The 24,816-nt window shown below is 66.0% G+C and carries 23 protein-coding genes; 8 read left to right on the forward strand and 15 right to left on the reverse strand.

Annotation, left to right across the window (positions count from 1 at the left end):
* Positions 1–59 precede the first annotated feature (59 nt).
* From ACP15H_RS11625 to ACP15H_RS11635, 3 genes are read left to right on the forward strand one after another with little or no spacing between them, the layout of a single operon-like run.
* Positions 60–1,040, forward strand: a complete 981-nt coding sequence (locus ACP15H_RS11625; protein WP_425066341.1) for an ABC transporter permease — start codon at positions 60–62, stop codon at positions 1,038–1,040.
* A complete protein-coding gene (locus tag ACP15H_RS11630; RefSeq protein WP_425066342.1) occupies positions 1,037–1,939 on the forward strand; it encodes an ABC transporter permease in 903 nt (300 codons plus the stop codon). Before ACP15H_RS11625 ends, ACP15H_RS11630 begins: the two co-directional genes overlap by 4 nt.
* On the forward strand, positions 1,939–2,973 hold the full coding sequence (locus tag ACP15H_RS11635) for a succinylglutamate desuccinylase/aspartoacylase family protein (RefSeq protein WP_425066343.1): 1,035 nt from the start codon (positions 1,939–1,941) through the stop codon (positions 2,971–2,973). Before ACP15H_RS11630 ends, ACP15H_RS11635 begins: the two co-directional genes overlap by 1 nt.
* 77 nt (positions 2,974–3,050) lie before the next feature.
* Here the strand turns inward: ACP15H_RS11635 and ACP15H_RS11640 are convergent, their stop codons facing one another.
* From ACP15H_RS11640 to ACP15H_RS11670, 7 genes are all read right to left on the reverse strand, one after another.
* Complete coding sequence (locus tag ACP15H_RS11640) at positions 3,051–3,911, reverse strand: DUF6671 family protein (RefSeq protein ID WP_425066344.1); 861 nt, start codon at positions 3,909–3,911, stop codon at positions 3,051–3,053.
* A gap of 26 nt (positions 3,912–3,937) precedes the next feature.
* On the reverse strand, positions 3,938–5,131 hold the full coding sequence (locus ACP15H_RS11645; RefSeq protein ID WP_425066345.1) for a M20 aminoacylase family protein: 1,194 nt from the start codon (positions 5,129–5,131) through the stop codon (positions 3,938–3,940).
* Between the two features lie 121 nt (positions 5,132–5,252).
* A complete protein-coding gene (locus tag ACP15H_RS11650) occupies positions 5,253–6,290 on the reverse strand; it encodes an ABC transporter ATP-binding protein (protein ID WP_425066346.1) in 1,038 nt (345 codons plus the stop codon).
* Positions 6,283–7,305 (reverse strand): ABC transporter ATP-binding protein, encoded by a 1,023-nt coding sequence (locus tag ACP15H_RS11655; RefSeq protein ID WP_425066347.1) that lies wholly within the window; start codon positions 7,303–7,305, stop codon positions 6,283–6,285. The genes ACP15H_RS11650 and ACP15H_RS11655 overlap by 8 nt, the downstream gene beginning before the upstream one ends.
* Before the next feature lie 9 nt (positions 7,306–7,314).
* On the reverse strand, positions 7,315–8,253 hold the full coding sequence (locus ACP15H_RS11660) for an ABC transporter permease (RefSeq protein ID WP_425066348.1): 939 nt from the start codon (positions 8,251–8,253) through the stop codon (positions 7,315–7,317).
* Between the two features lies 1 nt (position 8,254).
* Positions 8,255–9,250, reverse strand: a complete 996-nt coding sequence (locus ACP15H_RS11665) for an ABC transporter permease (protein ID WP_425066349.1) — start codon at positions 9,248–9,250, stop codon at positions 8,255–8,257.
* A gap of 103 nt (positions 9,251–9,353) precedes the next feature.
* Positions 9,354–10,970, reverse strand: a complete 1,617-nt coding sequence (locus ACP15H_RS11670; RefSeq protein ID WP_425066350.1) for an ABC transporter substrate-binding protein — start codon at positions 10,968–10,970, stop codon at positions 9,354–9,356.
* 201 nt (positions 10,971–11,171) lie between these two features.
* Between ACP15H_RS11670 and ACP15H_RS11675 the strand changes: the two genes are divergently transcribed.
* From ACP15H_RS11675 to hemA, 3 genes are all read left to right on the forward strand, one after another.
* Positions 11,172–12,584 (forward strand): aspartate aminotransferase family protein, encoded by a 1,413-nt coding sequence (locus tag ACP15H_RS11675; RefSeq protein WP_425066351.1) that lies wholly within the window; start codon positions 11,172–11,174, stop codon positions 12,582–12,584.
* Positions 12,585–12,586: 2 nt separating this feature from the next.
* Positions 12,587–12,940 carry a hypothetical protein gene (locus ACP15H_RS11680; RefSeq protein WP_425066352.1) on the forward strand — a complete coding sequence of 118 codons (354 nt, stop codon included), beginning with the start codon at positions 12,587–12,589 and terminating at the stop codon, positions 12,938–12,940.
* Between the two features lie 106 nt (positions 12,941–13,046).
* On the forward strand, positions 13,047–14,270 hold the full coding sequence (hemA, locus tag ACP15H_RS11685; protein ID WP_425066353.1) for a 5-aminolevulinate synthase: 1,224 nt from the start codon (positions 13,047–13,049) through the stop codon (positions 14,268–14,270).
* A gap of 8 nt (positions 14,271–14,278) precedes the next feature.
* Here the strand turns inward: hemA and ACP15H_RS11690 are convergent, their stop codons facing one another.
* Together ACP15H_RS11690 and ACP15H_RS11695 are read right to left on the reverse strand one after the other, a co-directional pair.
* Positions 14,279–14,944: a hypothetical protein gene (locus ACP15H_RS11690; RefSeq protein ID WP_425066354.1), complete on the reverse strand. Its 666-nt coding sequence runs from the start codon at positions 14,942–14,944 to the stop codon at positions 14,279–14,281.
* Positions 14,945–15,009: 65 nt separating this feature from the next.
* A complete protein-coding gene (locus ACP15H_RS11695) occupies positions 15,010–16,224 on the reverse strand; it encodes an MFS transporter (protein WP_425066355.1) in 1,215 nt (404 codons plus the stop codon).
* A gap of 72 nt (positions 16,225–16,296) precedes the next feature.
* Here ACP15H_RS11695 and ACP15H_RS11700 point away from each other — a divergent pair, with 72 nt between their 5' ends.
* A complete protein-coding gene (locus ACP15H_RS11700) occupies positions 16,297–16,710 on the forward strand; it encodes a hypothetical protein (RefSeq protein WP_425066356.1) in 414 nt (137 codons plus the stop codon).
* Positions 16,711–16,714: 4 nt separating this feature from the next.
* On the opposite strand, the gene ACP15H_RS11705 is transcribed toward ACP15H_RS11700, so the two are convergent.
* The 4 genes from ACP15H_RS11705 to gor all read right to left on the reverse strand — a co-directional run bounded on the left by ACP15H_RS11705 (position 16,715) and on the right by gor (position 21,502).
* The gene (locus tag ACP15H_RS11705; RefSeq protein WP_425066357.1) at positions 16,715–17,344 is read right to left on the reverse strand and encodes a glutathione S-transferase family protein; all 630 of its coding nucleotides are present in this window, start codon (positions 17,342–17,344) and stop codon (positions 16,715–16,717) included.
* 29 nt (positions 17,345–17,373) lie between these two features.
* Positions 17,374–18,522 carry a hypothetical protein gene (locus tag ACP15H_RS11710; RefSeq protein ID WP_425066358.1) on the reverse strand — a complete coding sequence of 383 codons (1,149 nt, stop codon included), beginning with the start codon at positions 18,520–18,522 and terminating at the stop codon, positions 17,374–17,376.
* 42 nt (positions 18,523–18,564) lie between these two features.
* The gene (locus tag ACP15H_RS11715) at positions 18,565–20,013 is read right to left on the reverse strand and encodes a class II 3-deoxy-7-phosphoheptulonate synthase (protein ID WP_425066359.1); all 1,449 of its coding nucleotides are present in this window, start codon (positions 20,011–20,013) and stop codon (positions 18,565–18,567) included.
* Positions 20,014–20,107: 94 nt separating this feature from the next.
* Positions 20,108–21,502: a glutathione-disulfide reductase gene (gene gor / locus ACP15H_RS11720; RefSeq protein WP_425066360.1), complete on the reverse strand. Its 1,395-nt coding sequence runs from the start codon at positions 21,500–21,502 to the stop codon at positions 20,108–20,110.
* A gap of 138 nt (positions 21,503–21,640) precedes the next feature.
* Between gor and ACP15H_RS11725 the strand changes: the two genes are divergently transcribed.
* A complete protein-coding gene (locus tag ACP15H_RS11725; protein ID WP_425066361.1) occupies positions 21,641–22,120 on the forward strand; it encodes an EF-hand domain-containing protein in 480 nt (159 codons plus the stop codon).
* 55 nt (positions 22,121–22,175) lie between these two features.
* Here the strand turns inward: ACP15H_RS11725 and ACP15H_RS11730 are convergent, their stop codons facing one another.
* Together ACP15H_RS11730 and ACP15H_RS11735 are read right to left on the reverse strand one after the other, a co-directional pair.
* The gene (locus ACP15H_RS11730; protein WP_425066362.1) at positions 22,176–23,396 is read right to left on the reverse strand and encodes an ABC transporter substrate-binding protein; all 1,221 of its coding nucleotides are present in this window, start codon (positions 23,394–23,396) and stop codon (positions 22,176–22,178) included.
* 131 nt (positions 23,397–23,527) lie between these two features.
* Complete coding sequence (locus ACP15H_RS11735) at positions 23,528–24,745, reverse strand: ABC transporter substrate-binding protein (RefSeq protein WP_425066363.1); 1,218 nt, start codon at positions 24,743–24,745, stop codon at positions 23,528–23,530.
* Between the last annotated feature and the right edge of the window lie 71 nt (positions 24,746–24,816).

A 24,816-nucleotide genomic window follows, 5' to 3' on the forward strand; every position in this document is an offset into this window, starting at 1 on the left:
AATTGTCATCCTGGGCGCAGCGAAGGACCTCTCGCGTCTCGTCCCGGCGGGACGAGGACATGAGCCGCTACTTCGTCGCGCGCGCCGTCCAGACCGTCGTCACCCTCCTGCTGATGAGTCTGGTCGTCTACCTGCTGATCGGCCTCATGCCGGGTGATCCGATCGACATGATGATCTCGGGCGATCCGACGATGACCAGCGCCGATGCCGCCCGCCTGCGCGCCGCCTATGGCCTCGACAAGCCGCTGCTCGAGCGATACCTCGCCTGGCTGCTGCAGGCCCTGCAGGGCAATTTCGGCTACTCCCGCTCCTTCGGCCAGCCGGTGCTGACCGTGCTTTGGCCGCGCCTTCTCAATACACTGCTGCTGGCCGGTATCGCCTTCGTCATCTCGGTGGCGATCGCCCTGCCGCTCGGCATGTGGGCGGCCGCCCATCCGCGCAGCCGGGCCGACTACCTGATCAACCTCCTGTGCTTCGGGGGCATCTCGGCGCCGCCCTTCTGGCTGGCGCTGCTGCTGATCACCCTCTTCGCCGTGAAGCTGGGATGGCTGCCGGCCGGCGGCATGGCCGATATACGGGCTGGCACGTCCTGGACCACCGCCCTGGCCGAGCAGCTACGCCACCTCGCTTTGCCCGTGCTGACGCTGACCCTCGTCCAGCTCGGTGGCTATACCCGCTTCATGCGCGGCGCGATGATCGAGGCTCTACGGCAGGATTATGTGCGGACGGCGCGGGCCAAGGGCGCGTCCGAGCGCGTCGTCCTGTGGCGCCACGCCTTCGCCAATGCGCTGTCCCCGGTGCTGACGATCCTCGCCCTCTCCTTCGGCGGCCTCGTCTCGGGCGCGCTGATTACAGAGACGATGTTCGCCTGGCCCGGCATGGGCAAGGCGATCTACCAGGCCATTCTCGAGAACGACTACAACCTCGCCCTCGTCGGCCTGCTGGTGGCAACGGCCGCCACCATTGGCGGCAACCTGCTGGCCGACCTGGCCTATGCCTGGGTCGACCCGCGCGTCTCCCTCGCGGATGCCAGGTCATGACGGCCGCGACCCTCCAGCCGACCGCGTGGCGGCGCATGCTGCGCCACCGGCTCGCCTGGCTCTCCCTGGCCTTTCTCGGAATCCTCCTGGTGCTGGCCGTGGCCGCCCCCCTGATCGCCAACCTGCGCGGCATCGATCCGACCGAGACAGATCTCTTCCGCCGCTTCGAAGGGCCCTCCGCCCAGCACTGGCTGGGGACCGACGATCTCGGGCGCGATCTCTTCCAGCGCCTGCTCGACGGCGGCAGGGTCTCGCTGCTGGTCGGCATTTCCGGCGCGGTCCTGTCGGCGATCCTCGGCGCCTTCATCGGCGTGCTGGCGGGATATCTCGGCGGGCGGCTCGACGCGTTCCTGATGCGCCTGACCGACGGCGTGATCTCCCTGCCGCTGCTTCCGCTCCTGATCGTGCTCGCCGCCGTCGATCCCCGGAAGCTGGGCGTGCCGGCGGAGATCGCCCAATCGGAGATGTTCTCGCTCTATCGAATCGTGGTGATCGTGGCCCTCACCGGCTGGACCACCGTTGCGCGGCTGGTGCGCGCCGAGACCCTATCGCTGAAGGCACGGGATTTCACCCGCGCGGCCGTGGCGCTGGGCGCACGGCCCGGCCGCATCATGTTCCGCCACATCCTGCCCAATACGGCCGGCACGCTGGTCGTCGCCACCACCATGTCGGTCGGCACGCTGATCCTGTTCGAATCGACCCTGTCGTTCCTCGGCCTCGGCATCCAGCCGCCGGCCGCGAGCTGGGGCAACATGCTGACCGGTGCTCAGGAACTGCTGCAGGAGGCCCCTGTGCTGGCCCTGTGGCCGGGCCTGCTGATCTTCCTGACCGTGATCGCCTTCAACTTCCTGGGCGATGGACTGCAGGATGCCCTCGATCCCAGAAGCGAGAGACGCTGATGACCGACGCAACGTTGAAATCGACCGAATTCACCGCGATGAGCCGCCTCACGCTGGACATCGACCTCAATGCCGAGGGCAAGGCCACGGGCTTCGTGCGCGTGCCGCATTCGGTGCACCGCTCGGCCTATGGCTGGATCCCCATCCCCATCGTGCGCATCAAGAACGGCGACGGCCCGAACGTACTGATGCAGGCCGGCAACCATGGCGATGAGTGGGAGGGCCAGATTGGCCTCGGCAACCTGATCCGTGCCCTCTCACCCAAGGACATCAAGGGCCGCCTGGTGATCCTGCCCTCGGCCAACTTCCCGGCCGCCATGGAGGGACGCCGCACCTCGCCCATCGATGAGGGCAACTTGAACCGCTCCTTTCCCGGCGACGCCGAGGGCACGATCACGCAGCAGATCGCCTACTGGATCGAGCATGCGCTGCTGCCGGGCTTCGACTACGCCTTCGACTTCCATTCCGGCGGCAGCTCGCTCACCTACATCCCGAGTGCGCTCGCACCGCGCCATCAGGACGCCGCCCGCATGGAGAAGGTCATGGGCCTGCTCAAGGCCTTCGGTGCGCCGGTGAGCTACGTCTCGGCCGCCCCGCAGGGCGGCGGTCGCACCTTCACCTCGGCCTCCTATCGCCAGGGCGTGGTTGGCATGGGCACCGAACTGGGCGGTGGCGGTCTGGTGACGCCCGGTTCGCTCAAGGTGGCCGAAGACGGCATGCGCCGCGTCCTGGCCCATGTCGGCCTGCTGCAGGGCTCGGTGCCGGCGCCGACCGCGACGCGCTTCACCGAGATCGGTGGCGACGACTACTACGTCTATGCGACGGACGGCGGCCTGTTCGAGCCGCTGGTCGAGCTCGGCGACGAGGTGAAGGCCGACCAGCCGGCCGGCCGCATCCACTTCCACCACACGCCCTGGCGTGAACCCGAGGTGGTGACGTTCAAGCGCGCCGGCCTCGTCCTCTGCAAGCGCGTCCCCGCCCGCTGCGAGCGCGGCGACTGCCTCTTCCACCTCGCGACGGACCTGGCGGTTTAGTTTCATTGGAGCGCGCCACTCCTGTGGCGCTCATATCATGAAAGCTTGAAGCGCCACTGGAGTGGCATGCTCCATTGCTACGCCCCCCGACAGCTCCTGCAGGAGAGCTTCGGCGCGGTGCGACGGCCGTCCTTGCGCGGCCGCGCTTCGGCATGGCCGCAGGCGTTGCAGCCGTCGATCTCGAAGTCGATCCAGTGGGTGGGATCGCCACAGGCTTCGCACGGCAGGCCGCGGCGCGACTGGATGCGACCGAAGCCCGGCGCGCGACACTTGGGGCAAAGACACTGCAGGCGTTTCGCGAGCTGCCAGCCTGCCGCGCGCAGCACCTTCATGCGGGTTGGATTGCGGTGTGCGCGCATGTCCGAATAGAGCACGGCGAGCCCTTCCGTGGAGCGCTCGGCCTCGCGGTCCATGGTGGCGATCACCTGCTCCTCGGTGGCGAGGCCCTTGACCGGATGGTCCATGTCGCTGCTGCAGGCGACGAACACGCCGTAGCGCGGAAAGCCCATGGCGCGCAGGACGGCGAGGCGCGCCGGATCGCCGGCCCGGAAGCGCGACAGTCTCCAGGTCGTATGATGCGTGGGGAACGTGTCCACCAGCCGGATGCCGCGCTTGCGGTCGATAAAGGCCAGGATCTCCACCCCACCGGGGTTGAGCGGCACCCGGTCGATCGGCCCGTAACTCCCTTCGCTCGCGACCGCGCAGTCGACGTCCATGGTCCGGAAAGCCATCTCGGCCTTCAGCAGCGAGGTCTCCACCAGCGCGTCGGGCCTCGGGACCTCTCCGGAGAAGGTGCCGAGCGTGTCGGTGTCGAGTTCCGGCACGGCAACGATCTCCGCGCCCAGCACGCGGCGGAAGGCGGGCCCGAGCGCCCGCTCCTTCTCGTGCATCGTCGCCAGCGCGATGCGGGCACTGGCGTAGGGGTGCGAGCCTGACACGACCGTGCGCGGATCGGAGCCTCGCGTTACTCCGCGGCCTGCGGCAGGGCCTGACGAGCGAGCTGCTGCTCGACCAGCGTCGCCCAGTAGGAGGCGCCGAGCGGCAGGATCTCGTCGTTGAAGTCGTAGCCCGGATTGTGGACCATGCAGCTGCCGACGCCGTCGCCGTTGCCGACCCAGATGTAGCAGCCCGGCTTCTTGAGCAGCATCCAGGCGAAGTCCTCGGAGCCCATGGCCGGCGTCGGATTGCGGTTCACGTTCTCGAGCCCGACCAGCGAGGCTGCGGCCTGGGCGGCGAACTCGGTCTCCTGCACGCTGTTCACAGTCGCGGGATAGCGCTTCTCGTAGCGCCACTTCACGACCTCGGCGCCAAAGCCTGCGGCGACGTTGCGCGCGATCTTCTCGATGTTCTTCTCGATCAGATCCTGCACCGGCTTCTTGAAGGTACGGACCGTGCCGCGCAGCACGCATTCCTGCGGGATCACGTTCCAGGCGTCGCCGGCGTGGATCTGCGTCGTCGAGACGACGGCGGTGTCCATCGGATCGACGTTGCGCGCGACGATCGACTGCAGCGCCGTCACGATGTGCGCGCCGACGACGACCGGATCGATCGTGTGCTGCGGCATGGCGCCGTGGCCGCCGACGCCCTTCAGCACGACCTCGAAGATGTCGTAGGCGGCCATCATCGGGCCGGGGCGGACGGCGAACTTGCCGACCGGGATGCCCGGGATGTTGTGCATGCCGTAGACGCCCTCGACCGGGAATTTCTCGAACAGTCCCTCTTCCACCATCACGCGCCCGCCGCCCTCGTTCTCCTCGGCCGGCTGGAAGATGAAGTAGACGGTGCCGTCGAAGTTCTTCGTCTCGGCGAGGTACTTGGCGGCGCCCAGCAGCATCACCGTGTGCCCGTCATGGCCGCAGGCGTGCATCTTGCCGGGGATCGTCGACTTGTGATCGAACTGGTTGGTCTCGTGCACGTCGAGCGCATCCATGTCGGCCCGCAGGCCGATCGCGCGATTGGACGTGCCCGAGCGCAGCACGCCCACGACGCCGGTCTTGGCGAGGCCGCGATGGACCTCGATGCCGAAGCTCTCGAGCTTCGCGGCGACCACATCGGCCGTCCGCACTTCCTCGAAGGCCGTCTCCGGGTGGCTGTGAATGTCATGACGCCACGCGGTCATGTCCTTGTGGAACGAGGCAATGCGGTTGATGACCGGCATCCTGAAATCTCCGTTGAAAATGTTGCGCCGGATCGTAAGCGAGCGCCGCCACAGATCAAGCGCGCTCGGCATCCGTCGACGCACATCAGGCCTGATACGAAGCGCCTTCTCGCGGGCGACTTCAGGTGTTCAGTGCGTAGGTCCGGTCCTCGATCGGCAGGCGGCCTTCCTCGATCGCGTGGCAGGCGACCGTGCCGCCCTCGATCGGCAGCGCCTTTGGCCGCTCGGCCTTGCAGCGGTCGTTGGCGAAGGGACAGCGCGGGTGGAAGGTGCAGCCGGAGGGCGGGTTGATCGGGCTCGGCACCTCGCCGCCGACCGGGCTGCGCTGGCGGCCGGTCATCTCGAGGTCGGGGATCGTGTCGAGCAGCATGCGCGTGTAGGGATGCTTGGGCCGCCGGAACAGCGTGTCGGTCGGCGCCACTTCGACCAGGCGGCCGAGGTACATCACGCCGACCCGCGTTGAGATGTGATAGACGACCGCGAGGTTGTGGCTGATGAACAGGTAGGTGAGCTGCAGGCGTCGCTGCAGGTCGACCATCAGGTTCAGGATCTGCGCCTGCACCGAGACGTCCAGCGCCGACGTCGGCTCGTCGCACACCAGGAACTCCGGCTCGCTGGCGAGGGCGCGCGCGATCGAGATGCGCTGGCGCTGCCCCCCCGAGAACTCGTGCGGATACTTGCGGCCGTCGGCCGGGTTCAATTTGACCTGCCGCAGCAGCGCGCCGACGCGCGCTTCCAGGTCGGCCTTGCCGGTCGAGAGGCCGAAGGCGCGGATCGGCTCGGCGATGATGTCGAACACGCGCCAACGCGGATTGAGGCTGGCGAACGGATCCTGGAAGATCATCTGCATGCGCCGACGCAGCGCGGCCATGTCCGAGCGGCTGTGGCGACCCGACATGTCGTTGCCGTCGAACTCGATGCGGCCGGCCGTCGGCGGGTAGAGGCCGACGACGAGGCGGGCGACCGTCGACTTGCCGCAGCCCGACTCGCCCACCAGCGAGAAGGTCTCGCCCTTGGCGATCTCGATGTCGATCCCGTCGACCGCCTGCACGACCTGACGCGGCCGGCCCTCGAGCTTGCGCACCAGCCACGGCGCCGACACGTCGAAATGACGCTTCAGCCCCGCGATACGGACAAAATCGGCGCCGCCGTCAGGCATCGACCGTCTCCTTGAGGATGGGGGCGCCGACGCCGCCACCGTCGTGCAGCCAGCAGGCCGCCCGCGTGGCGCCGGCCGGCATCAGGTTGGGTCGCTCGACCAGACAGCGCTGGCCCTTGAAGGTGCAGCGCGGATTGAAGGCGCAGCCTGGTGGAATTTCCGTGAGACGCGGCATGGCGCCGTCGATCTGCGTCAGCCGGTCGGTGCGCACGCCGAGGCTCGGGATCGAGCCCATGAGGCCCTTCGTGTAGGGATGCTTGGCGTGCTTCACGACCTCGCGCACCGGGCCGATTTCGGCCACCCGGCCGGCATACATCACGGCGACCCGGTCGGCGGTCTCGGCGATCACGCCCATGTCGTGCGTCACCAGCATCACCGCCGTGCCGTGCTCGCGGCACAGGCGCTTCAGCAGGGCAATGATCTGCGCCTGGATCGACACGTCGAGCGCGGTCGTGGGCTCGTCCGCCACGATGAGTCGCGGGTCGGCGCACAATGCCAGCGCGATTACGACCCGCTGACGCATGCCGCCGGAAAACTGATGCGGATAGTGGTCGATGCGCATCTCGGCGCCGGGAATGCCCACTTCCTTCAGGAGTTCGACGGCGCGCGCGCGCGCCTGGGCGCCCGACAGCGGCTTATGGGTCTGGATCGTCTCGACGAGCTGGCGGCCCACCGAATAGAGCGGATTGAGGCTGGTCAGCGGATCCTGGAAGATCGCTCCGATGCGCGCGCCGCGAATCTTGCGCATCTCCTCGTAGGGCAGGTTGTCGATCCGCCGCCCTTCCAGCCGGATTTCGCCGCCGGCCACGCGGCCGGGCGGCTCCAGCAGGCCGATGATGGCATTGCCGGTCAGCGACTTGCCGGCGCCGGACTCGCCCACCACGCCCAGCACTTCGCCGGGCGCGATGTCGAAGGAGACGTCGTCCACGGCGAGCAAGGTGCCCCGGCGCGTCGGAAACTCGACCCGCAGGTTGCGGACTTCGAGAAGTGGCTGGTTGTTCGATGCGGCGGCCATCGGTCGTGACTATCGCAGTTTGGGATTGAGGGCGTCGCGCAGCCAGTCGCCCAGCAGGTTGACGGCCAGGACGAGCGCCGCGAGCGTGGCGGCCGGAAACACGGTGATCCACCAGTCGCCCGACTGCAGCACGTCGTTACCGAGCCGGATGAGCGTGCCGAGCGACGGCTCGGTCGACGGCAGGCCGACCCCGAGGAACGACAAAGTTGCCTCGGTGATGATGGCGAGGCCCAGGTTGATGGTGGCGATCACGAGCACCGGCCCGGTCACGTTGGGAAGGACGTGGCGCACCATGATCAGCAGCGGCGACAGGCCGATCACCCGCGCCGCCTGGACGTATTCCTTGTTCTTCTCGACCATCACGGAGCCGCGGACGGTGCGCGCATACTGGACCCAGAAGCTGAGGCCGATGGCGCCGACGATCACGAAGACCGCAATCTCGTCATGGCGCTGCACCGAGATCACGCTGCGCACGATGCCGTCGATCAGCAGCGCCACCAGGATCGCCGGGAAGGTGAGCTGCACGTCGGCGATGCGCATGATCAGCGCATCGACGGCACCGCCGAAGTAGCCGCTGAGCAGGCCGAGCGCGATGCCGATCGTCATGGCGACGACGACCGAGGCGAAGCCGACGACCAGCGAGAGCCGCGTGCCGTACATGATCGAGGAGAGGATGTCCCTGCCCTGGTCGTCGGTGCCGAGCGGGAAGGCCCAGTCCCCGTCGGGCGACAGCAGCACTGGCGGCTTCAGCCCGTCGCTCAGGCTGAGCGTCGCGGGATCGAACGGCGTGTGCGGCGCCAGCACCGGCGAGAGGAAGGCGATCAATATGATCAGGATCGTGCCGATGGCGGCGACGACGGTGAGCGATGAGGACTTGAAGCTCCACCAGATGTCGCTGTCGGTCACCCTGTGCAGCCAGCCGGGCTGAGAGGTCGAACGGTCGGTCATCTCAATGCCCCGCCACGCGCGCCGCCCCGCCCTGGCTGCGCAGGCGCGGATCGACGACGAAATAGAGAAGATCGACCGTGAGGTTGATCAGCACGAACAGGAGACCGATCAGCATCAGATAGGCGGCCATCACGGGAATGTCTGAGAACTGCACGGACTGGATGAAGAGCTGGCCGACGCCCGGCCACGCGAACACCGTTTCGGTCACAATCGCGAAGGCGATCAGGGCGCCCAGCTGCAGGCCGGTCACGGTGATCACCGGCACCAGCGTGTTCTTGAGCGCATGGCCGAAATTGATCGCCCGGTTGGTGAGCCCCCTCGCCCGCGCGAACTTGATGTAGTCGGTGCGCATCACCTCCAGCATCTCCGAGCGCACCAGTCGCATCAGCAGCGTCAGCTGGAACAGGCCCAGCGTGATCGAGGGCAGGATCAGCGCCTGGAGGCCCTTGATGGTCAGGAAGTTGGTGGGCCACCAGCCGAACAGCATCACCGTCTCGCCGCGCCCGAAGGATGGCAGCCAGTGCAGCCAGACCGCAAAGACGAGGATCAGCAGGATGCCGATCACGAAGGTCGGCAGCGATATGCCTATGAGGGAGACGGCCTGCATCAGCCGGCTCGACCAGTGCTTGGGATAGAGGCCGGTATAGACGCCCATCGGCACGCCCACGAACAGGGCGAAGACGGCGGCGCAGAACGAGAGTTCGAGGGTGGCCGGCAGACGCTCCACGATCATCCGCCCGACCGGCTCGGAAGTCCGGTAGCTGAGCCCGAACTTGCCCTGGGCTGCATTGCCGATGAAGCGCAGGAACTGGATCGGCGGCGCGTCGTTCAGGCCGAGCCGCTCGCGCAGCGCTTCGCGTTCACTGGCGGGCGTGTCCTGGCCGACCATCGAATTGATCGGATCGCCGACGTAGCGAAAGAGTGAAAAAGCCACGAGACCGACCGTCAGCAGGACGGCGATCGATTGAAGAAGTCGTCGAAGGATGAAGGCGAGCATATGCTGTTCTTGGCCTGGCGCAGCCCTAGCAGGAATGACGCCATAACGGAACCGGCCCCGGTCGCAGGGTATCTGCGCCGGGGCCGGGCCTGGGTTGCCGGAGCTACTTCAGGTTGACGAAGCGCAGCGGGAAGCTGTTGTCGGCCGGCTGGACCAGGTCGACGTTCTTGCGGGTGGCCCAGACCAGCGCCTGCTGGTGAAGCGGGATGTACGCGAAGTCGTCCACGTAGATCTTGGTGGCCTCGGCGATCATCGCGTCGCGCTTGGCCTTGTCCGTCTCGACCTCGACCTTGTTCGACAGCTCGTCGAACTTCTTGTTCGAGTAGCCGCCGGCGTTATAGAGGCCCTTCTTGGCCTTCACGTCCGGCGTCTGGATGATCTGCTCGAAGACGTTGTGCACGTCGTAGGTCGTCGCCGGCGACCAGCCCAGCATGTAGAAGCTGGTGTTGCTCGGCTTGCCGTCCGCCGTGCTGCGCAGGATCTTGGCGAAGTAGAGATTGCGCGTCTGGGCGCGCAGATTCACCTTGATGCCGATCTTGGCGAGCATCGCCACGACGGCCTGGCAGATCTTCTCGTCGTTGACGTACCGGTCGTTCGGGCAATCCATGCCGGTCTCGAAACCATTCGGATAGGCGGCGTCGGCCAGCATCTTCTTGGCTTCCTCGGGCTTCAGCAGCGCCGGACGCTTGTCGAGATCCTTGGTGTAGCCGTTGATGCCCGGCGCGACCATCAGGTTGGTCGGGAAGGACTGGCCGCGCATGACGGTGCGCTTGATCGCGTCGACGTCGATCGAGCGGTGCATCGCCTCACGGACACGCTTGTCCTTGAAGGGGTTCTTGCCCTTGACGTTGGACTCGACCAGCTCGTCGCGCTCCTGGTCGAAGCCAAGGAACACGACGCGCGTCTCCGGCCCTTCCAGGACCTTGATGTTGGCGTCCTTCTTGAGGTTGTCGGTGTCGGCCGGCGGGACCTCGTAGGTCATGTCGATGTCGCCGGCCTTGAGCGCGGCGATGCGGGTCGCAGCGTTCGGAACCGGCGTGAACACCACTTCGGTCAGGTTATGAACCGGCTTGTCCCACCAGGTCGGGTTCGGGACGAGGACCGTCTTCTCACCGGCGCGGCGCTCCTTCAGCATGAAGGGGCCGGTGCCCATGGCGTTGCGGGTCGCGAAGTTCTCCTCGTTCTTGATCATGTCCGCCGGCTGCATGGCGTTGTTCTTCTCGGCCCACGCCTTCGACATGATCGAGATCGACGCCCACTTGTCGGCGAGCAGCGGATCGGGAACGTTGGTCGTGACCTCGACGCGATGGTCGTTGACCTTGCGGATCTCCTTCATCGAGGAGAAGTTGCCGTTGACGTTCGAACCCGGGCCGTTGGCGCGGTTGATCGAGAAGATGACGTCGTCGGCGGTGAACGGCGTGCCGTCGCTGAACTTCACGTCCGGGCGCAGGTCGAAGAACCACTCGGTCGGGCTGGTCTGGCCCCACTTGGTGGCCAGCGCCGGCTCGAGCTTCAGGTCCTTGTCGCGGCGGACCAGCGGGTCGTAGATGTTCGCGGTGAAGGTCAGGAGGAACGTCTCCTGGCGGGCGTAGGGATCCATCGAGCTGACGTCGCCCGAATTGGCCCACTTGAACGTCTTGGCGTCGGCCGCCGGCGCGAACGCGAAGCCGGCGCAGGCGAGCGCCGCCAGCGCCACTGAATGCCGCAGTTTGAAGTGCATGAATACAACCCCTTCGATAGTCCCCGTTCGCACGCGCAAGAGGGCCTCCCCGGCCGCCGGCCCTGCGTCAGCGATATTTCACACAAATTGCACCGCGGCTCTGAGGTCGTCAATTGCACAAAAAATTTGCATGGTCAGATACAGTGTACTTCGGCCTCGGGCGGGCTATCGTGCGCGTCACCATAGTTCAGGGGTACCGGTATGAATGACGTTTCTCGCAGCTTCCGCGGCAATTCCAACGCCTCGCGGGACATCGCCCACCATCTGCACCCCTACACCAACTTCAAGAAGCACGAGCAGACCGGTCCCCTGACCATCGTGCGCGGTCGCGGCGTCTACGTCATGGACGACGACGGCAAGGAGTATATCGAGGGCATGGCCGGCCTCTGGTCGGCGGCGCTGGGCTTCAGCAACGAGCGGCTGGCGACGGTCGCCTACGAGCAGATGAAGCAGCTGCCGTTCTATCACGCCTTCAACCAGCGCTCCCATGAGCCCGCGATCAACCTCGCGGAGAAGCTGAAGTCGATGGCGCCCGTCGAGATGTCGAAGGTGTTCTTCGCGAACTCCGGCTCCGAGGCCAACGACACCGTCGTGAAGATGGTGTGGTACATGAACAATGCGCTGGGCCGTCCGCAGAAGAAGAAGATCATCTCGCGCACCAAGGGCTATCACGGCGTCACCGTGGCCTCCGCGAGCCTCACCGGCCTGCCGGCCAACCATCGGTCGTTCGACCTCCCCATCCAGGGCGTGCTGCACACGACCTGCCCGCACTTCTACCGCTTCGGCGTCGAGGGCGAGACCGAGGAGCAGTTCGCCACGCGCTGCGCCGAGGAACTGGAGGCGCTGATCATCAAGGAAGGCGGTGCCGACCAGGTCGCCGCGATGATCTGCGAGCCGGTGATGGGCGCCGGCGGCGTCATCGTCCCGCCCAAGGGCTACTACGAGAAGATCCAGGCGGTCTGCAGCAAGTACGACATGCTGTTCGTCGCCGACGAGGTGATCTGCGGCTTCGGGCGCACCGGCAATGTCTGGGGCAGCCAGACGATGAACATCAAGCCCGACATCCTGACCTGCGCCAAGGCGCTGTCGGCGTCGTTCCTGCCGATCTCGGCGGTGATGGTGAGCGAGAAGGTCTACCAGGCGCTGATGAGCGAGAGCGACAAGATCGGCACCTGGGGCCACGGCTTCACCTACTCCGGCCATCCGGTCGCTGCCGCCGTCGCGCTCGAAGCGCAGAAGATCTACGACGAGACCGACCTGTTCGGTCACGCCAAGCGCATGAGCCCGGTCTTCACCCAGCACGTGCAGTCGTTCGCCGACCACCCGCTGGTCGGCGAGGCGATGAGCATCGGCATGATGGGCGCGATCGAGATCGTCGCCGACAAGAAGACCAAGACGCCGTTCGACCTCGGCGCGCCCGGCGCCGCCGGCCTGCGGGTCTACAACCACGCCGTGGCGCGCGGCCTGTTCATCCGCAACATGGGCGACCGCGTCGCCATCTGCCCGCCGCTGGTCATCAACGAGACCGAACTCGGCGACCTGTTCGGCCGCCTGCGCCAGGCGTTCGATGCCACGCTGGCCGACCTCAAGTCGGAAGGCCTGTTCAAGGGCTGACCGTGAGCGCCGGTTCCGAAGGCGGCGGCGCGACGGCCGTTCGACCGCCGCCCTTCGGAACGGGCCAGCGAATCCGTACCCGCGCGATCTGGGCGGTGTCCCTGTTCACCGCCGCGATCCCGCCGGCCGTCGTGGGCTTCGGCATCTCGACGGCCACCGACGACCAAGTGAACGTCGCAATGCCCCTCGCCCTGCTGTTCTGGGTGCTGGGGTTTTTGTTTGCCCTTTGCGCTGCCGTACCGACGCTGCGCCACTGGGACGGTCTGCCGGCGCAGACGCGCTGGCTGGGCGCGCTTCCGCTTCTGTCGGTCTCGCTTTTCCTCAGCGTCGCGCTCTTCCTTCCGCTGCTGCGCTGACGGTCGCTGCGAATCGTTCTCGTTTGACGCACGTCAACGCGACCAATTGTGACTGCGGACAAAAAGCGCCTTGCGCCTGGAGTGAGTGCGCGGGAGACACCTACCCATGGACTACGAAGCCTTTTTCAACGGCCATCTGTGCCGCCTTCGCGACGAGGGGCGCTATCGCGTCTTCGCCGAACTGGAACGCATCGTCGGTGCCTTCCCGCGCGCCCGCCTCCATCGCGAGGGCGAAGCGCCGCGCGACGTCACGGTCTGGTGCAGCAATGACTATCTCGCCATGGGCCAGCATCCGGCCGTGGTCGAGGCGATGCAGGCCGCGATCGGCGCGCAAGGTTCGGGCGCGGGCGGCACGCGCAACATCTCGGGCACCAACACGCTGCATGCCGCGCTGGAACGCGAACTGGCCGCGCTTCATGGCAAGGAGGCCGCCCTCGTCTTCACCTCGGGCTATGTCGCCAACGAGACGACCCTGCAGACGCTGGGCGCCCTGCTGCCGGGCTGCGAGCTCTATTCCGACGCCTTCAATCACGCTTCGATGATCGCGGGCATCCGTCACTCCGGTGCCACCCGCCGTATCTTCCGGCACAACGATCCGCGGCATCTCGAAGAGCTTCTCAGCGCCGCCGATCCCGCGACGCCGAAGATCGTGGCCTTCGAGTCGGTCTATTCGATGGACGGCGACGTGTCGCCGATCGGCGAGATCTGCGACGTCGCCCATCGCCATGGCGCCCTCGCCTATCTCGACGAGGTCCACGCCGTGGGCATGTACGGCGCGCGCGGCGCGGGCGTGGCCGAGCGCGACGGCGTGCTCGACAAGGTCGATATCGTGCAGGCGACGCTCGCCAAGGCCTTCGGCGTGGTCGGCGGCTACATCGCCTCGACGACGGCCACCGTCGACTTCGTACGCTCCTGCGGCTCGGGTTTCATCTTCACGACCTCGCTGCCGCCCGCGATCGCCGCCGCGGCGCTGGCCAGCGTCCGACTGGTCAGCAGCCAGCCGGAACTGCGCGTCCGCCACCAGGAACGCGCCACCACGCTGAAGCGCCGCCTCGCCGCGGCCGGCCTGCCAGTGATGCCCTCGGCCACGCACATCGTGCCGGTCTTCGTGGGCGATGCCGCGCTCTGCAAGCAGGCGAGCGACCTGCTGCTCGACCGCCACGCGATCTACGTCCAGCCGATCAACTATCCCACCGTGCCGCGCGGCACCGAGCGCCTGCGCCTCACGCCGACGCCGCTGCACGGCGACGACGACATGTCCCGGCTCGTCGCGGCCCTGCAGGACGTGTGGCAGACCCTGGGCCTCGGCTCCCGCGCCGCCGCCGAATAGGCGCTAGATTAGTCTCGGGTCCAAGCAATGATTTTGCTGATCACGTCATCATGGAGTTTCTTCCATTGATCGAGGTGACCTGCAGGAAAACGAAGAATCACTTTAAGATCACGGAAAGGAATTTCCGATCGACACGTCGGCACAAGCCCCGGGCTATGAGGACGTCCGTCAACTCCTCCAAAGCCACAACTTATTGTAAAACGAAACCCGTCACGCTCTGCAACGAACTCGCTTTCGTAGGGGTTGGACCTCGGAAACCCGCCCACGAGTTCGACCAAGCCGAAAGGGCCAGGCACCTCAACGGGAACAGGGCCGCCTCCTTTGATCCGATTGCGAACCGCCTGATCCCAAGAGATTGGTAGACCGTTTGCCGTCAGACCAATGGTAGTCGTCTCTTTTCCTCGAGACCTCTCACCGAGAAAGAAGCGACGATTATCTTCCGGCGTCGGTAATCTCAAGTCCGGCATCATGAACGACATCACAACGACGTCCTGCCGCAGCTTGCCTCGCCGGTAGATTTCGAGCGCCGCCTTTGGAAAGCAATAGGTACGCTTCCCCAACTGCATCTCTACGCAGTCTACTGGCTCCAGGGGGCTTGATGGTTGCGCAGTTGCCGATGCAACCGAGTAAAGCAGCAGACTACCCAACATTGCCGCCAATTGCAGCCAGCGCATGGCGAGACAGCGATACGCCCCATCCGAAGCGTCCATTCGTGGTGGCAAGGATGGCATTTGCTGCCCTACTCCACCGTCCGCATCGACCAGAGGCGCGAGCGCAGCAGGACGATCGCGATCATCAGCAGCATGGCGATCGCGGGGACCAGCAGCGCGGCCTTGAGGCCCCAGATCGAGCAGATCGTGCCGGTCAGGAAGGCGCCGATCGGTCCACCGCCGCTGAGACCCAGTTGAAACAGTGACATCAGCCGCGCGCGGTGCGTGGCCGGCGCCACGATCTGCACCACCGTCCGGCTCTGCGTCATGGTGATGCCGGCGCCCAGCCCCCAGACGAAGATGAGGGCCAGGAACACCGGGAACGGGGGCAGCGTGGCGAGCGACAGCAGCACCACCGCGCCCGTCAGTACCGCGCTGCCGATCAGGCGTCCGCGCAACGTGAGCCGCCGCGCGAGCCCGACCAGTGCCATGCTGGCCACGATGGTCGCGGCCCAGAAGGCCAGGTTCATGTAGGAGAGTTCGGCCGCACCGCCGGCATAGTGGTCTCGGATCGCCAGCGGCAGCACCGCCATGAACGGGCCGACATAGAAGATGCCGACCCCGAAGTTGAGCAGCAGCACCGGCCAGATCTGGTCCGACTTCGCCGCCGCCGACACGCCCTCGCCGATGCTGCGCCAGAAGCCGGGATGTTCGGTCTTCGGATGCGGTGGCGGGTCGGGCAGCCGGCGCACGAAGATGCAGCCCGCCAGCACCATGCCGGAATGCAGCAGCAGCAGCGGCAGGGCGCCGAACCAGTCGGCGGTCGAGGCGCAGGCAATGCCCAACAACTGGCCGCCGAACTGCAGCGCCGTCGCCAGCGCCACCGCCTTGGGCAGGCCGCCCTTGGGCGCCACGACCGGCAGCAGGGCATCGCGGGTCGGGATGGCGAAGGCGCCGATCGCGCCGGCGATGATGCCGTAGGCGATCAGCAGCGGATAGCTCAGCCCGCCGGACCACAGGACCAGCGCCAGGGCGAGCGGCGGCAGAGCGTAGATCAGATGATAGCGCAGCAGGAGCCGGCGGGCGTTGCCGCGGTCGGCGACCAGGCCGCCGAGCGGCAGGAACAGCAGCGACGGCGCCATGACGGCTGCCTGTGCCACGCCGACGGCAAAGGCGTCCATGTGCAGGACCACGGCGACCAGCCACGGGAACAGCACCATCTGGATGCCGAGCGGCACGAACCAGCTGGCGAGGCCCGCGAGGTAAACCGGGAAAGCGTTGGCCGGGGGCTTGCCTTGATCCAAGGCACATCCATCTATATGTTGTAGGCACTTAGTGCCCGTTGCTCACGCGATAGTCAAAGGCGCCGAACGCAAGTGTCCACCTTCAATCGCAATACTCTGGTCAAGGTTCTCGAGATCCTCGACAGCAGCCACGCCCAGGAGGCGCTGGCGGCCGCCAAGCTCGCCTCGGCCATGGTGCGCGAAGCGGGCCTCACCTGGGACCAGGTGATCGACGACGCCATCCTGCCGCGCGCCGCCGCCCCTTCTTCATCTCCGGCGCAGGAGCCGGCCCAGCCCCGCACGCCCGGAGCCGGTCCATTCGGCTACCGACGCGAGCGCGAACTGTCGCCGCACGAGCAGTTCTTCATGGTGCTGCTGAGCCCGCGCACACCGGTCGACATCAAGCGCAAGCTGCGTTCGTGGGAAGGCCGCGTCCTGGACGGTGAGATCACGCCCCAGGAAAGCGCCGACCTCCAGTTCATGTACCAGAGCTTCGTCGTCGGCTGACGAATCAGGCGGCGAGCAGGACGCTCTGTTCGCGCTCGAGCACACGCTTCACCGCCGGCCGCGCCAGCATCCGGTCTTTCCAGGCCGTGTAGTTCGGGAGTTCGGCGACCGGCAGGCCGATGCGCTTGCCCCAGCCGTAGAAGACCAGCGCGTAGCCGTCGACCACCGAGAACTCCTCGCCCAGGATCCAGGTCTTGCCCGCCAGGAGAGCGTCGATCTCCTTGAGGTTGGCGTGGAAATTCTCGCGGCCCACCGCCTTGAGATGGTCGAAGACGCCTGCGTCCGTGGCGAAGCGCTCGGGACGGCCGATGTGGGTGAAATTCGGATGCACGGCATTGGAGAACCAGGCCATCAGCGACAGGGCACGGGCGCGCTGGACCGGATCCTTGGGCATCAGATGCGGTGCGTACGTCGCGGCGACGTAGTCGAGGATCGCCGTGTTCTCCACGATCGTGCCCTCGTCCACGACCAGCGCCGGCACGCGACCCCGTGGATTCACCTTGAGGTATTCCGGCGTCCGCTGCTCGCTCTTGGCGAAGGAAAGCGCCTGCGAATCGTACGTCGCCCCGCTCTCCTCCAGCCCGATATGCGATGCGGTCGAACAGGCGCCGGGCGCGAAATAGAGCTTGAGCATGTTGATCCTCGGAGAACCGGACGGGAGAACTAGAGCGGCCGCGTGGCGTCGGCGGGCCTGTTGCGATGCAGGAACTCGCGGCCGATCTTCACGCGCTTCTCGCCATCATATTCGACGATGTCGGCAGTGGCGTAGGTTTCCGACCAGTTGGACGGCAGGAACGAGCCCGAGCCCACGACATCGATCGGGGCCTTGGCCTCGGCCATGATCCGGCACTTGGCCGGACCGAAGCCGGAAGACGCCACGATCTTCACCTTGTCGAAGCCGTTGCGGTCGAGTTCGGCGCGCAGATGGAAGATCGCCGCCGCCGAGACGCCGGTGCCGACGAGGTAGCGCAGCTCCTCCTCGCTCCGGTAGCCGCGGATCGATTCCGGGGAAAAGCGCTCCAACACGGCATAGGACGATGCGGGATCGAGTCCTTCGATGTAGCGGCCGCCGGTCGTGTCGAGCCGCAGCGAGAGATTTCCCTGTGCCGCGAGTTCGGGGAAGCGCCGGCAGACTTCGAGCGAGTCGGAAATCTCGCGGGCGAAATAGTCGACGAGCACCGTCATCCCCTCGGCCGGGAAGGTCTCGTGGAACATCTCGGCGGCACGCAGGGTCGAACCCGCATAGCCGATCAACGCATGCGGCATCGTCCCCAGGCCGTACTCGCGACCGAAGTAGTGGGCGGTGGCATGCGTGGCATTGCCGATGAAGCCGATGGCGCCGACCTTGCGCTTGGCCCGGGCGGAGCCGACCGAGGCGGCATAGGCCATCATCTCGGCCATCTCCTGGCCGGCACAGTGGCGCGCATCCATGGCAAGAAAGGCCGACTTCGGCATGTCCGCGCACATCGTCCAGGCATTGTAGGCGGCGACGCAGGCGGGGCCGAGCTTCTGCAGGAAGATCGTCTCGAGATCGACGAGATGGAAGAACGAGCCGGTGATGTACATCATCGGTTCGCCGGCGCCGACCCACTTGCCTTCGCGGTAGCGCAGGTCCAGGTCCACCGTCGCATTGCGGGCGCGGCAGGTTTCTTCCAGCCATTCCAGCGCGAGCCGCGGCGCGAATACCACCGGACGCCGCATGAAGATGGCGTAGGTGACCTGGCAATCGCCGAACTTGCCGACCACCTGCTTCGAGCGATTGAAGTAGTGGTCGGTATAGCGTTCGATCTCGCCGTTCTCAGGATGCGTCATCGGCCCTCCCCGGGCTCTCGCGCGCTCAGCCGGTGACGTCTGTCAGACGGCCGGGCGCGCCCTTGCGACGGACAGGCGCTCCGCCTTGAGCTGCTCGGCGAGCAGGAAGGCGAGTTCCAGCACCTGGCTGGCGTTGAGCCGCGGGTCGCACTGCGTCTCGTAGCGTTCGTTGAGGTTGTCTACGGTGATGTCCGTCGAACCGCCGATGCACTCCGTGACTTCCTGGCCGGTCATCTCGAAATGCACGCCGCCGGGATGAGTGCCCTCGGCGCGGTGCACGGCGAAGAAGTCCTTCACCTCATGCAGGATCGCATCGAAATGGCGGGTCTTGCGGCCGTTCGAGGCGGTGACCGTGTTGCCATGCATCGGGTCGCAGGACCACACGACCGTACGGCCCTCGCGCTTGAGGGCGCGGACGAGCGCCGGCAGCTTGTCGCCCACCTTGTCGGCGCCCATGCGGGCGATGATCACGATCCGACCGGCCTCGTTCGACGGGTTCAGCGTGTCGATCAGGCGCAGCAGATCGTCGGTCGGCAAGGTCGGTCCGGCCTTGAAGCCGATCGGATTCCGCACGCCGCGCAGGAACTCGACATGGGCGCCGTCGGGCTGACGCGTACGATCGCCGATCCACAGCATGTGGGCCGAGCAGTCGTACCATTCGCCCGACGTCGAATCGACGCGGGTCAGCGCCTCCTCGTACTGCAGCAGCAGGGCCTCGTGGCTGGTGAAGAAGTCGGTCTCGGCGATCTGCGGTGTCGTCGCGGAGCTCAGGCCGCAGGCCGCCATGAAGTTCAGCGTCTCGTCGAGGCGCGCCGCGAGGTCTTCGTAGCGTGCCGAAGCGGGCGAGCTGCGCACGAAGTCGAGGTTCCAGCGGTTGACCTCGTGCAGGTCGGCATAGCCGCCCTGGGCGAAGGCACGCAGCAGGTTGAGCGTGGCGGCGGACTGGTTGTAGGCCTGCACCATGCGCTCCGGATCGGGCAGGCGCGCGGCGGCGGTGAACTCGAAGCCGTTGACGTTGTCGCCGCGATAGGACGGCAGTTCGACGTCGCCCACCTTCTCGACATTGGACGAGCGCGGCTTGGCGAACTGGCCGGCCATGCGGCCGACCTTCACCACCGGCACACCGGCACCGTAGGTCAGCACGACGGCCATCTGCAGCAGCACGCGAAACGTGTCGCGGATGTTGTTGGCGGTGAAGTCGACAAAGCTCTCGGCGCAGTCTCCGCCCTGCAGCAGGAAGGCCTCGCCGTTGGCGATCTTGGCCAGCGACGCCTTGAGCTTGCGGGCCTCGCCGGCAAAGACCAGCGGCGGATAGCGGCGCAGGCGTGCCTCCGCATTCGCCAGCGCGGCGGCATCCGGATAGACCGGCATCTGCAGGGCCGGCCGGCTGCGCCAGCTGGTCAGCGACCAGTCGGCGGCGCTCGAGCTGCGGGATTGGCCCTTTGCGGGGTTACGCGAATCGGCCTTGGACTGGCCCTGGATCGCGGTCATCGACTCCTCCTCGACCCGCGGGCCGAAGGGGCCTGCGGGGTGGTGAACCTATACGTGCTGTGGATGAAAAACCAGCCGGCAGAGCGGGCCCGTTCTACTCCGCGGCTGCCCGGGTCGGGGTCGAATCCGCCCGCGCCGTGCGCATCGTCACGAACTCCTCGCCGGCGGTGGGGTGGATGCCCACGGTGGCGTCGAAATGGGCCTTGGTGGCCCCGGCCTTCATGGCCACCGCCAGGCCCTGGATCAGCTCGGCCGCGTCGTCGCCCACCATGTGGATGCCGACCACCCGGTCGGTCGCATCCTCGACGATCATCTTCATGAAGGTGCGCTGGTGGCGCCCGGAGACCGTGTATTTCATCGGCCGGAACGCCGCCGTGTAGATCCGCAATTGTCCCAGCTGCAGCTTCGCCTGCTCCTCGCTCAGGCCGACATTGGCCATCTCGGGCTGGCAGAAGACGGCCGACGGGACGTCGTGATGGTTGGCCTTGCGCGGCTTCTTGCCGAACTCGGTGTCGGCGAAGCAGTGGCCTTCCATGAGGGCGACCGGAGTCAGGTTGATGCGGTCGGTGACGTCGCCCACCGCCCAGATATTGTCGGCGGTCGTCTTCGACCATTCGTCGACCGCGATCGCGCCCGCCTTGTTGAGCTGCACGCCGGCCTTCTCCAGCCCGATGCCCGACGTGTTGGGCGCGCGCCCGGTCGCATACATCACGCAATCGGTCTCGAACATGCCGCCCATCGGCGTATGGACCTCGTACGGGCCGCTCTTGCCGTCGGCCCCCTTGGCGACGATGCGGCCGATTTCCATCTCCGTGCGCATGCGAATGCCACTGTCCTTCAGCGCCTCGTGCACGAAGGTGCGGCACTCCTCGTCGAAGCCGCGCAGGACGCGGTCGCGCCTCAGAACGAGGTCGACCTTGGCGCCCAGCCCCTGGAAGATGCCGGCGAACTCGACGGCGATGTAGCCCGCGCCGACGATCGTGATGTGCTTGGGCAACTCGGGAAGGTGAAAGGCGTCGCTCGACGTGATCGCCAGCTCGCAGCCCGGGATCGACGGAATCACCGGATGGCCGCCGGTGGCGATCAGGATCTTCTCGGCCGTGATCGTCTCCTCACCGACCTGGATCGTGTGGCGGTCCATCAGTCGGCCCCGGCCCATATGCAGCTTCACACCCGCCCCATCGAGCAGACGCAGGTAGAGCGCATTCAGCCTGTCGACTTCCCTGTTCACGTTGTCACGCAGCGTCGGCCACGAATGGGTCGGTTCCTGAACGGTCCAGCCATAGGCCGCCGCGTCCTCGAACTCGTGCGCAAACTTGGAGCCGTACATCAGGAGCTTCTTCGGCACGCAGCCGCGGATCACACAGGTGCCGCCGACGCGGTAATCCTCGCAGATGCCGACACGCGCCCCGTGGGTCGCCGCGATTCGCGAGGCGCGCACGCCGCCCGAGCCGGCGCCGATGACAAACAGATCGTAATCATAGGCCATGGGTTATCCCCAGAGAGAACAAAACCTCAACGCGGCCATATTTCGGTCGCCGGGCAGACTATATCGAGGCCTAGACGGGCCGGTAAGGGAAATGGCGCGTGTATTGCTGTCTCCTGATACAACTATAAGGACACTCCCATGCAGAGAATTGCCCTGATTGCGACAGCCTTCCTGTTTCTGAGCGCCCCCGCCTTCGCCGCTCCTGACGAAACGCCCGCGGCCCCCGCTTCCCCCTCGGCCCGGCCCGCGCGGGTCGACAGCGGCATCATGCGCTATGACACCAACAAGGACGGCTGGGTCACGATCGAGGAATGGAAGGCCGGCCAACAGGCGCGATTCAAGCGCCTCGATGCCAATGGCGACGGCAAGCTCAGCAAGGAAGAGCTGTTTGCCCGTACGCCCGCCGTCGGAAACAGCGTTCTCCCGACCGACCGTCAGGCCGGCCAGCAGTCGAACTACTTCCTCCTTCTCGACACCGACAAGGACGGCTTCGTCACGCTGGCGGAATTCATGGCCGGAGCCGACCGCAACTTTAACCGCTGCGACCTCGACAAGAACGGCCGCATCGATACGGCCGAGTGCCGCCAGGCGCTGCAACGCAAGCCCGCGGAGCGCTGACTTCCCGTCCCTTCCCCCGCATCTGCCGGGGGAAGGCCCAAGGGGCAACGGCCCGTCAGGTGCTTTCGGCGGCCATGATGTCGCCGAACAGTTCCCAGCTATCGTCCTTGAAGCGCGAAAGCTGGACGGCCTGGATCGGGTAGAAGTCGGTCGGGCTGGTGCTGACCAGGATGCCGGGCAGCAACAGCGGGATGCGGGCCTTCTGGAAGTTGGCAGCCTGGCGCATGACGTTCTCGCGGGTGAGGTTGTCGCCGCACTTCTTCAACGTCTCGCGAAGCATCGTGGCGACGGCAAAGGCGAAGACGTAGTTGCCGTCCGCCTGGTTGGCGCCCGGCATGTACGTCGTCATCCACTGCCGCCACGCCTTCATCTCCTCGTCGGCGTCCCACTGCTTGTCGGTCGGATCCTTGAGATAGGCCGCGGTGATCACGCCCTGGCTGTTCTCGAAGCCAGCCGGCTTCATGACGGAAGCGACCGACGAAGAGACGTTGTTGAGATACTGCGCCGGCTTCCAGCCGACATCGGTTGCCTTGCGGATCGCCTGCGCGGCGAACTTCGGCGTCGAGATGTTGAAGAAGACGTTGGCGCCGGAATCCTTCAGCTGGATGACCTGGCTATCGACCGTTGGATCGGTAACCTCGTAGGTCACGTGCTTGACGACCTTGCTGGCGTCCTTGCCAAGGCCCTCCCTGAAGCCCTCCCAGTAATCCTTGCCGTAGTCGTCGTTCTGCATCAGGACGCCGATCTTCGGATCCTTCACATTGGCCAGGACGTGCTTGGCGTAGATCACGCCCTCGGTGTGGTAGTCGGGCTGGAAGCCCATCGTCCACGGGAACTCCTTGGGCTTGCCCCACTTCGAGGCGCCCGTCGACACGAAGAGATGCGGCACCCTCTTCTGGTTCACGTACTTGTGGATCGCCGTATTGGTCGGCGTGCCCAGCGTGTTGAACAGGCAGAGCACCTTCTCCTGCTCGATCAGCTCGCGCGTCACCTCCACGGATTTCGACGGATTGTAGCCATCGTCACGGGTGACGAAGACGATCTTGCGGCCGTTGATGCCGCCCGCATCGTTGACACTCTTCCAGTAGGCCTCGTGCGCCTTGCCGATGACGCCATAGGCGGAGGCCGGGCCGCTATAGGGACAGAAGTGACCGACCTTGATCTCCTTGTCGGTCGCGCCGTCGTCGTACTTCTTCTGCGCGGACGCAGAACCGGTGCCGGAGAGAAAAGCCGCGGCCGACACGCCGCCGATGAAACCACGCCTGCTGGTAGTCAACGCTTCCTCCTTTGTTTGTATTTATGGAGGAAGCCTCTCGCCAAAGAGGTGTCTTGGGAAGCCCCAAATCGCCAAAGAAAAAGGCCGCCGGGATGCCGGCGGCCTTCATTCTCAATGCAACGAGCCGGTGCTCAGGAGCCTTCGGCCGACATGACGTCGCCGAACAGATCCCAGGTTTCGCCCTTGAAGCGCGCGAGCTGCACCGACTGGATCGGATAGTAGTCGGTCGGACTGGTGTTGATCGTGATGCCCGGCAGCAGCAGCGGCAGCTTGTACTTCTGGTAGTTGGCCGCCTGCTTCATGACGTTTTCGCGCGTCAGCGTGTCGCCGCACTTCTTGAGCGTCTCGAGCATCAGGTTGGAAACGGCATAGCCGAACACGTGGTTGGCGTCGGCCTTGTTGGCGCCGGGCATCCACTTGTCCATCCAGACGCTCCAGGCCTTGAAGGCGTCGTTGTTTTCCCACTGCTTGTCGGTGGGGTCCATCAGGTACTGCGCCGTGATGATGCCCTGGCTGTTGTCGAGGCCGGCCGGCTTCATCACCGAGCCCACCGAGGCGGACACGTTGTTGAGATACTGCGCCGGCTTCCAGCCGATGTCGGCCGCCTTGCGGATCGCCTGGGCCGCGGCCTTGGGCGTCGCGATGTTGAAGAAGACGTTGGCGCCGGAATCCTTCAGCTGGATGATCTGGCTGTCGACCGTCGGGTCGGTCACCTCGAAGGTGACGTGCTTGACGATCTTGCCGGTCTCCTTGCCCAGGCCCTCGCGGAATCCCTCGTAGTAATCCTTGCCGTAGTCGTCGTTCTGCATGAGGACGCCGATCTTGGCGTCCTTGATGTTGGCCAGGATGTGCTTGGCATAGACGACGCCTTCGGTGTGGTAGTCGGGCTGGAAGCCCATCGTCCACGGGAATTCCTTCGGCTTGCCCCACTTCGACGCGCCGGTCGCGACGTAGAGCTGCGGCACCTTCTTCTGATTCATGTAGCGATGGATCGCCGTGTTGGTCGGCGTGCCCAGCGTGTTGAACAGGCAGAGGACCTTGTCCTGCTCGACGAGCTGGCGGACCAGTTCGACCATCTTCGGCGGCGAATAGCCGTCGTCGCGCGTGATGAAGTTGATCTTGCGGCCGTTGACGCCGCCCGCCTCGTTGACCGACTTGAAGAAGGCTTCGATCGTCTTGCCGATCTGGCCGTAGGACGATGCCGGGCCGCTATAGGGACCGGTGTGGCCGATCTTGATCTCGGAGTCCGTCGCCCCGTCGTCGTACTTCTTCTGGGCGAAAGCCGAGTTCGCCCCGAACACCGCAAACGCCGAAGCGCCCGCCACAAAACCACGCCTGCTTGTACGCATTTCTATTCCTCCCAGTTGATTCAAGCCTGCCGGAGCTTCGTCCGAATTTCGGCCAGAAAGAAGGCCGCCTT

Origin of the sequence: Reyranella sp. (assembly GCF_965249915.1) — a bacterium.
Lineage (GTDB): Bacteria > Pseudomonadota > Alphaproteobacteria > Reyranellales > Reyranellaceae > Reyranella.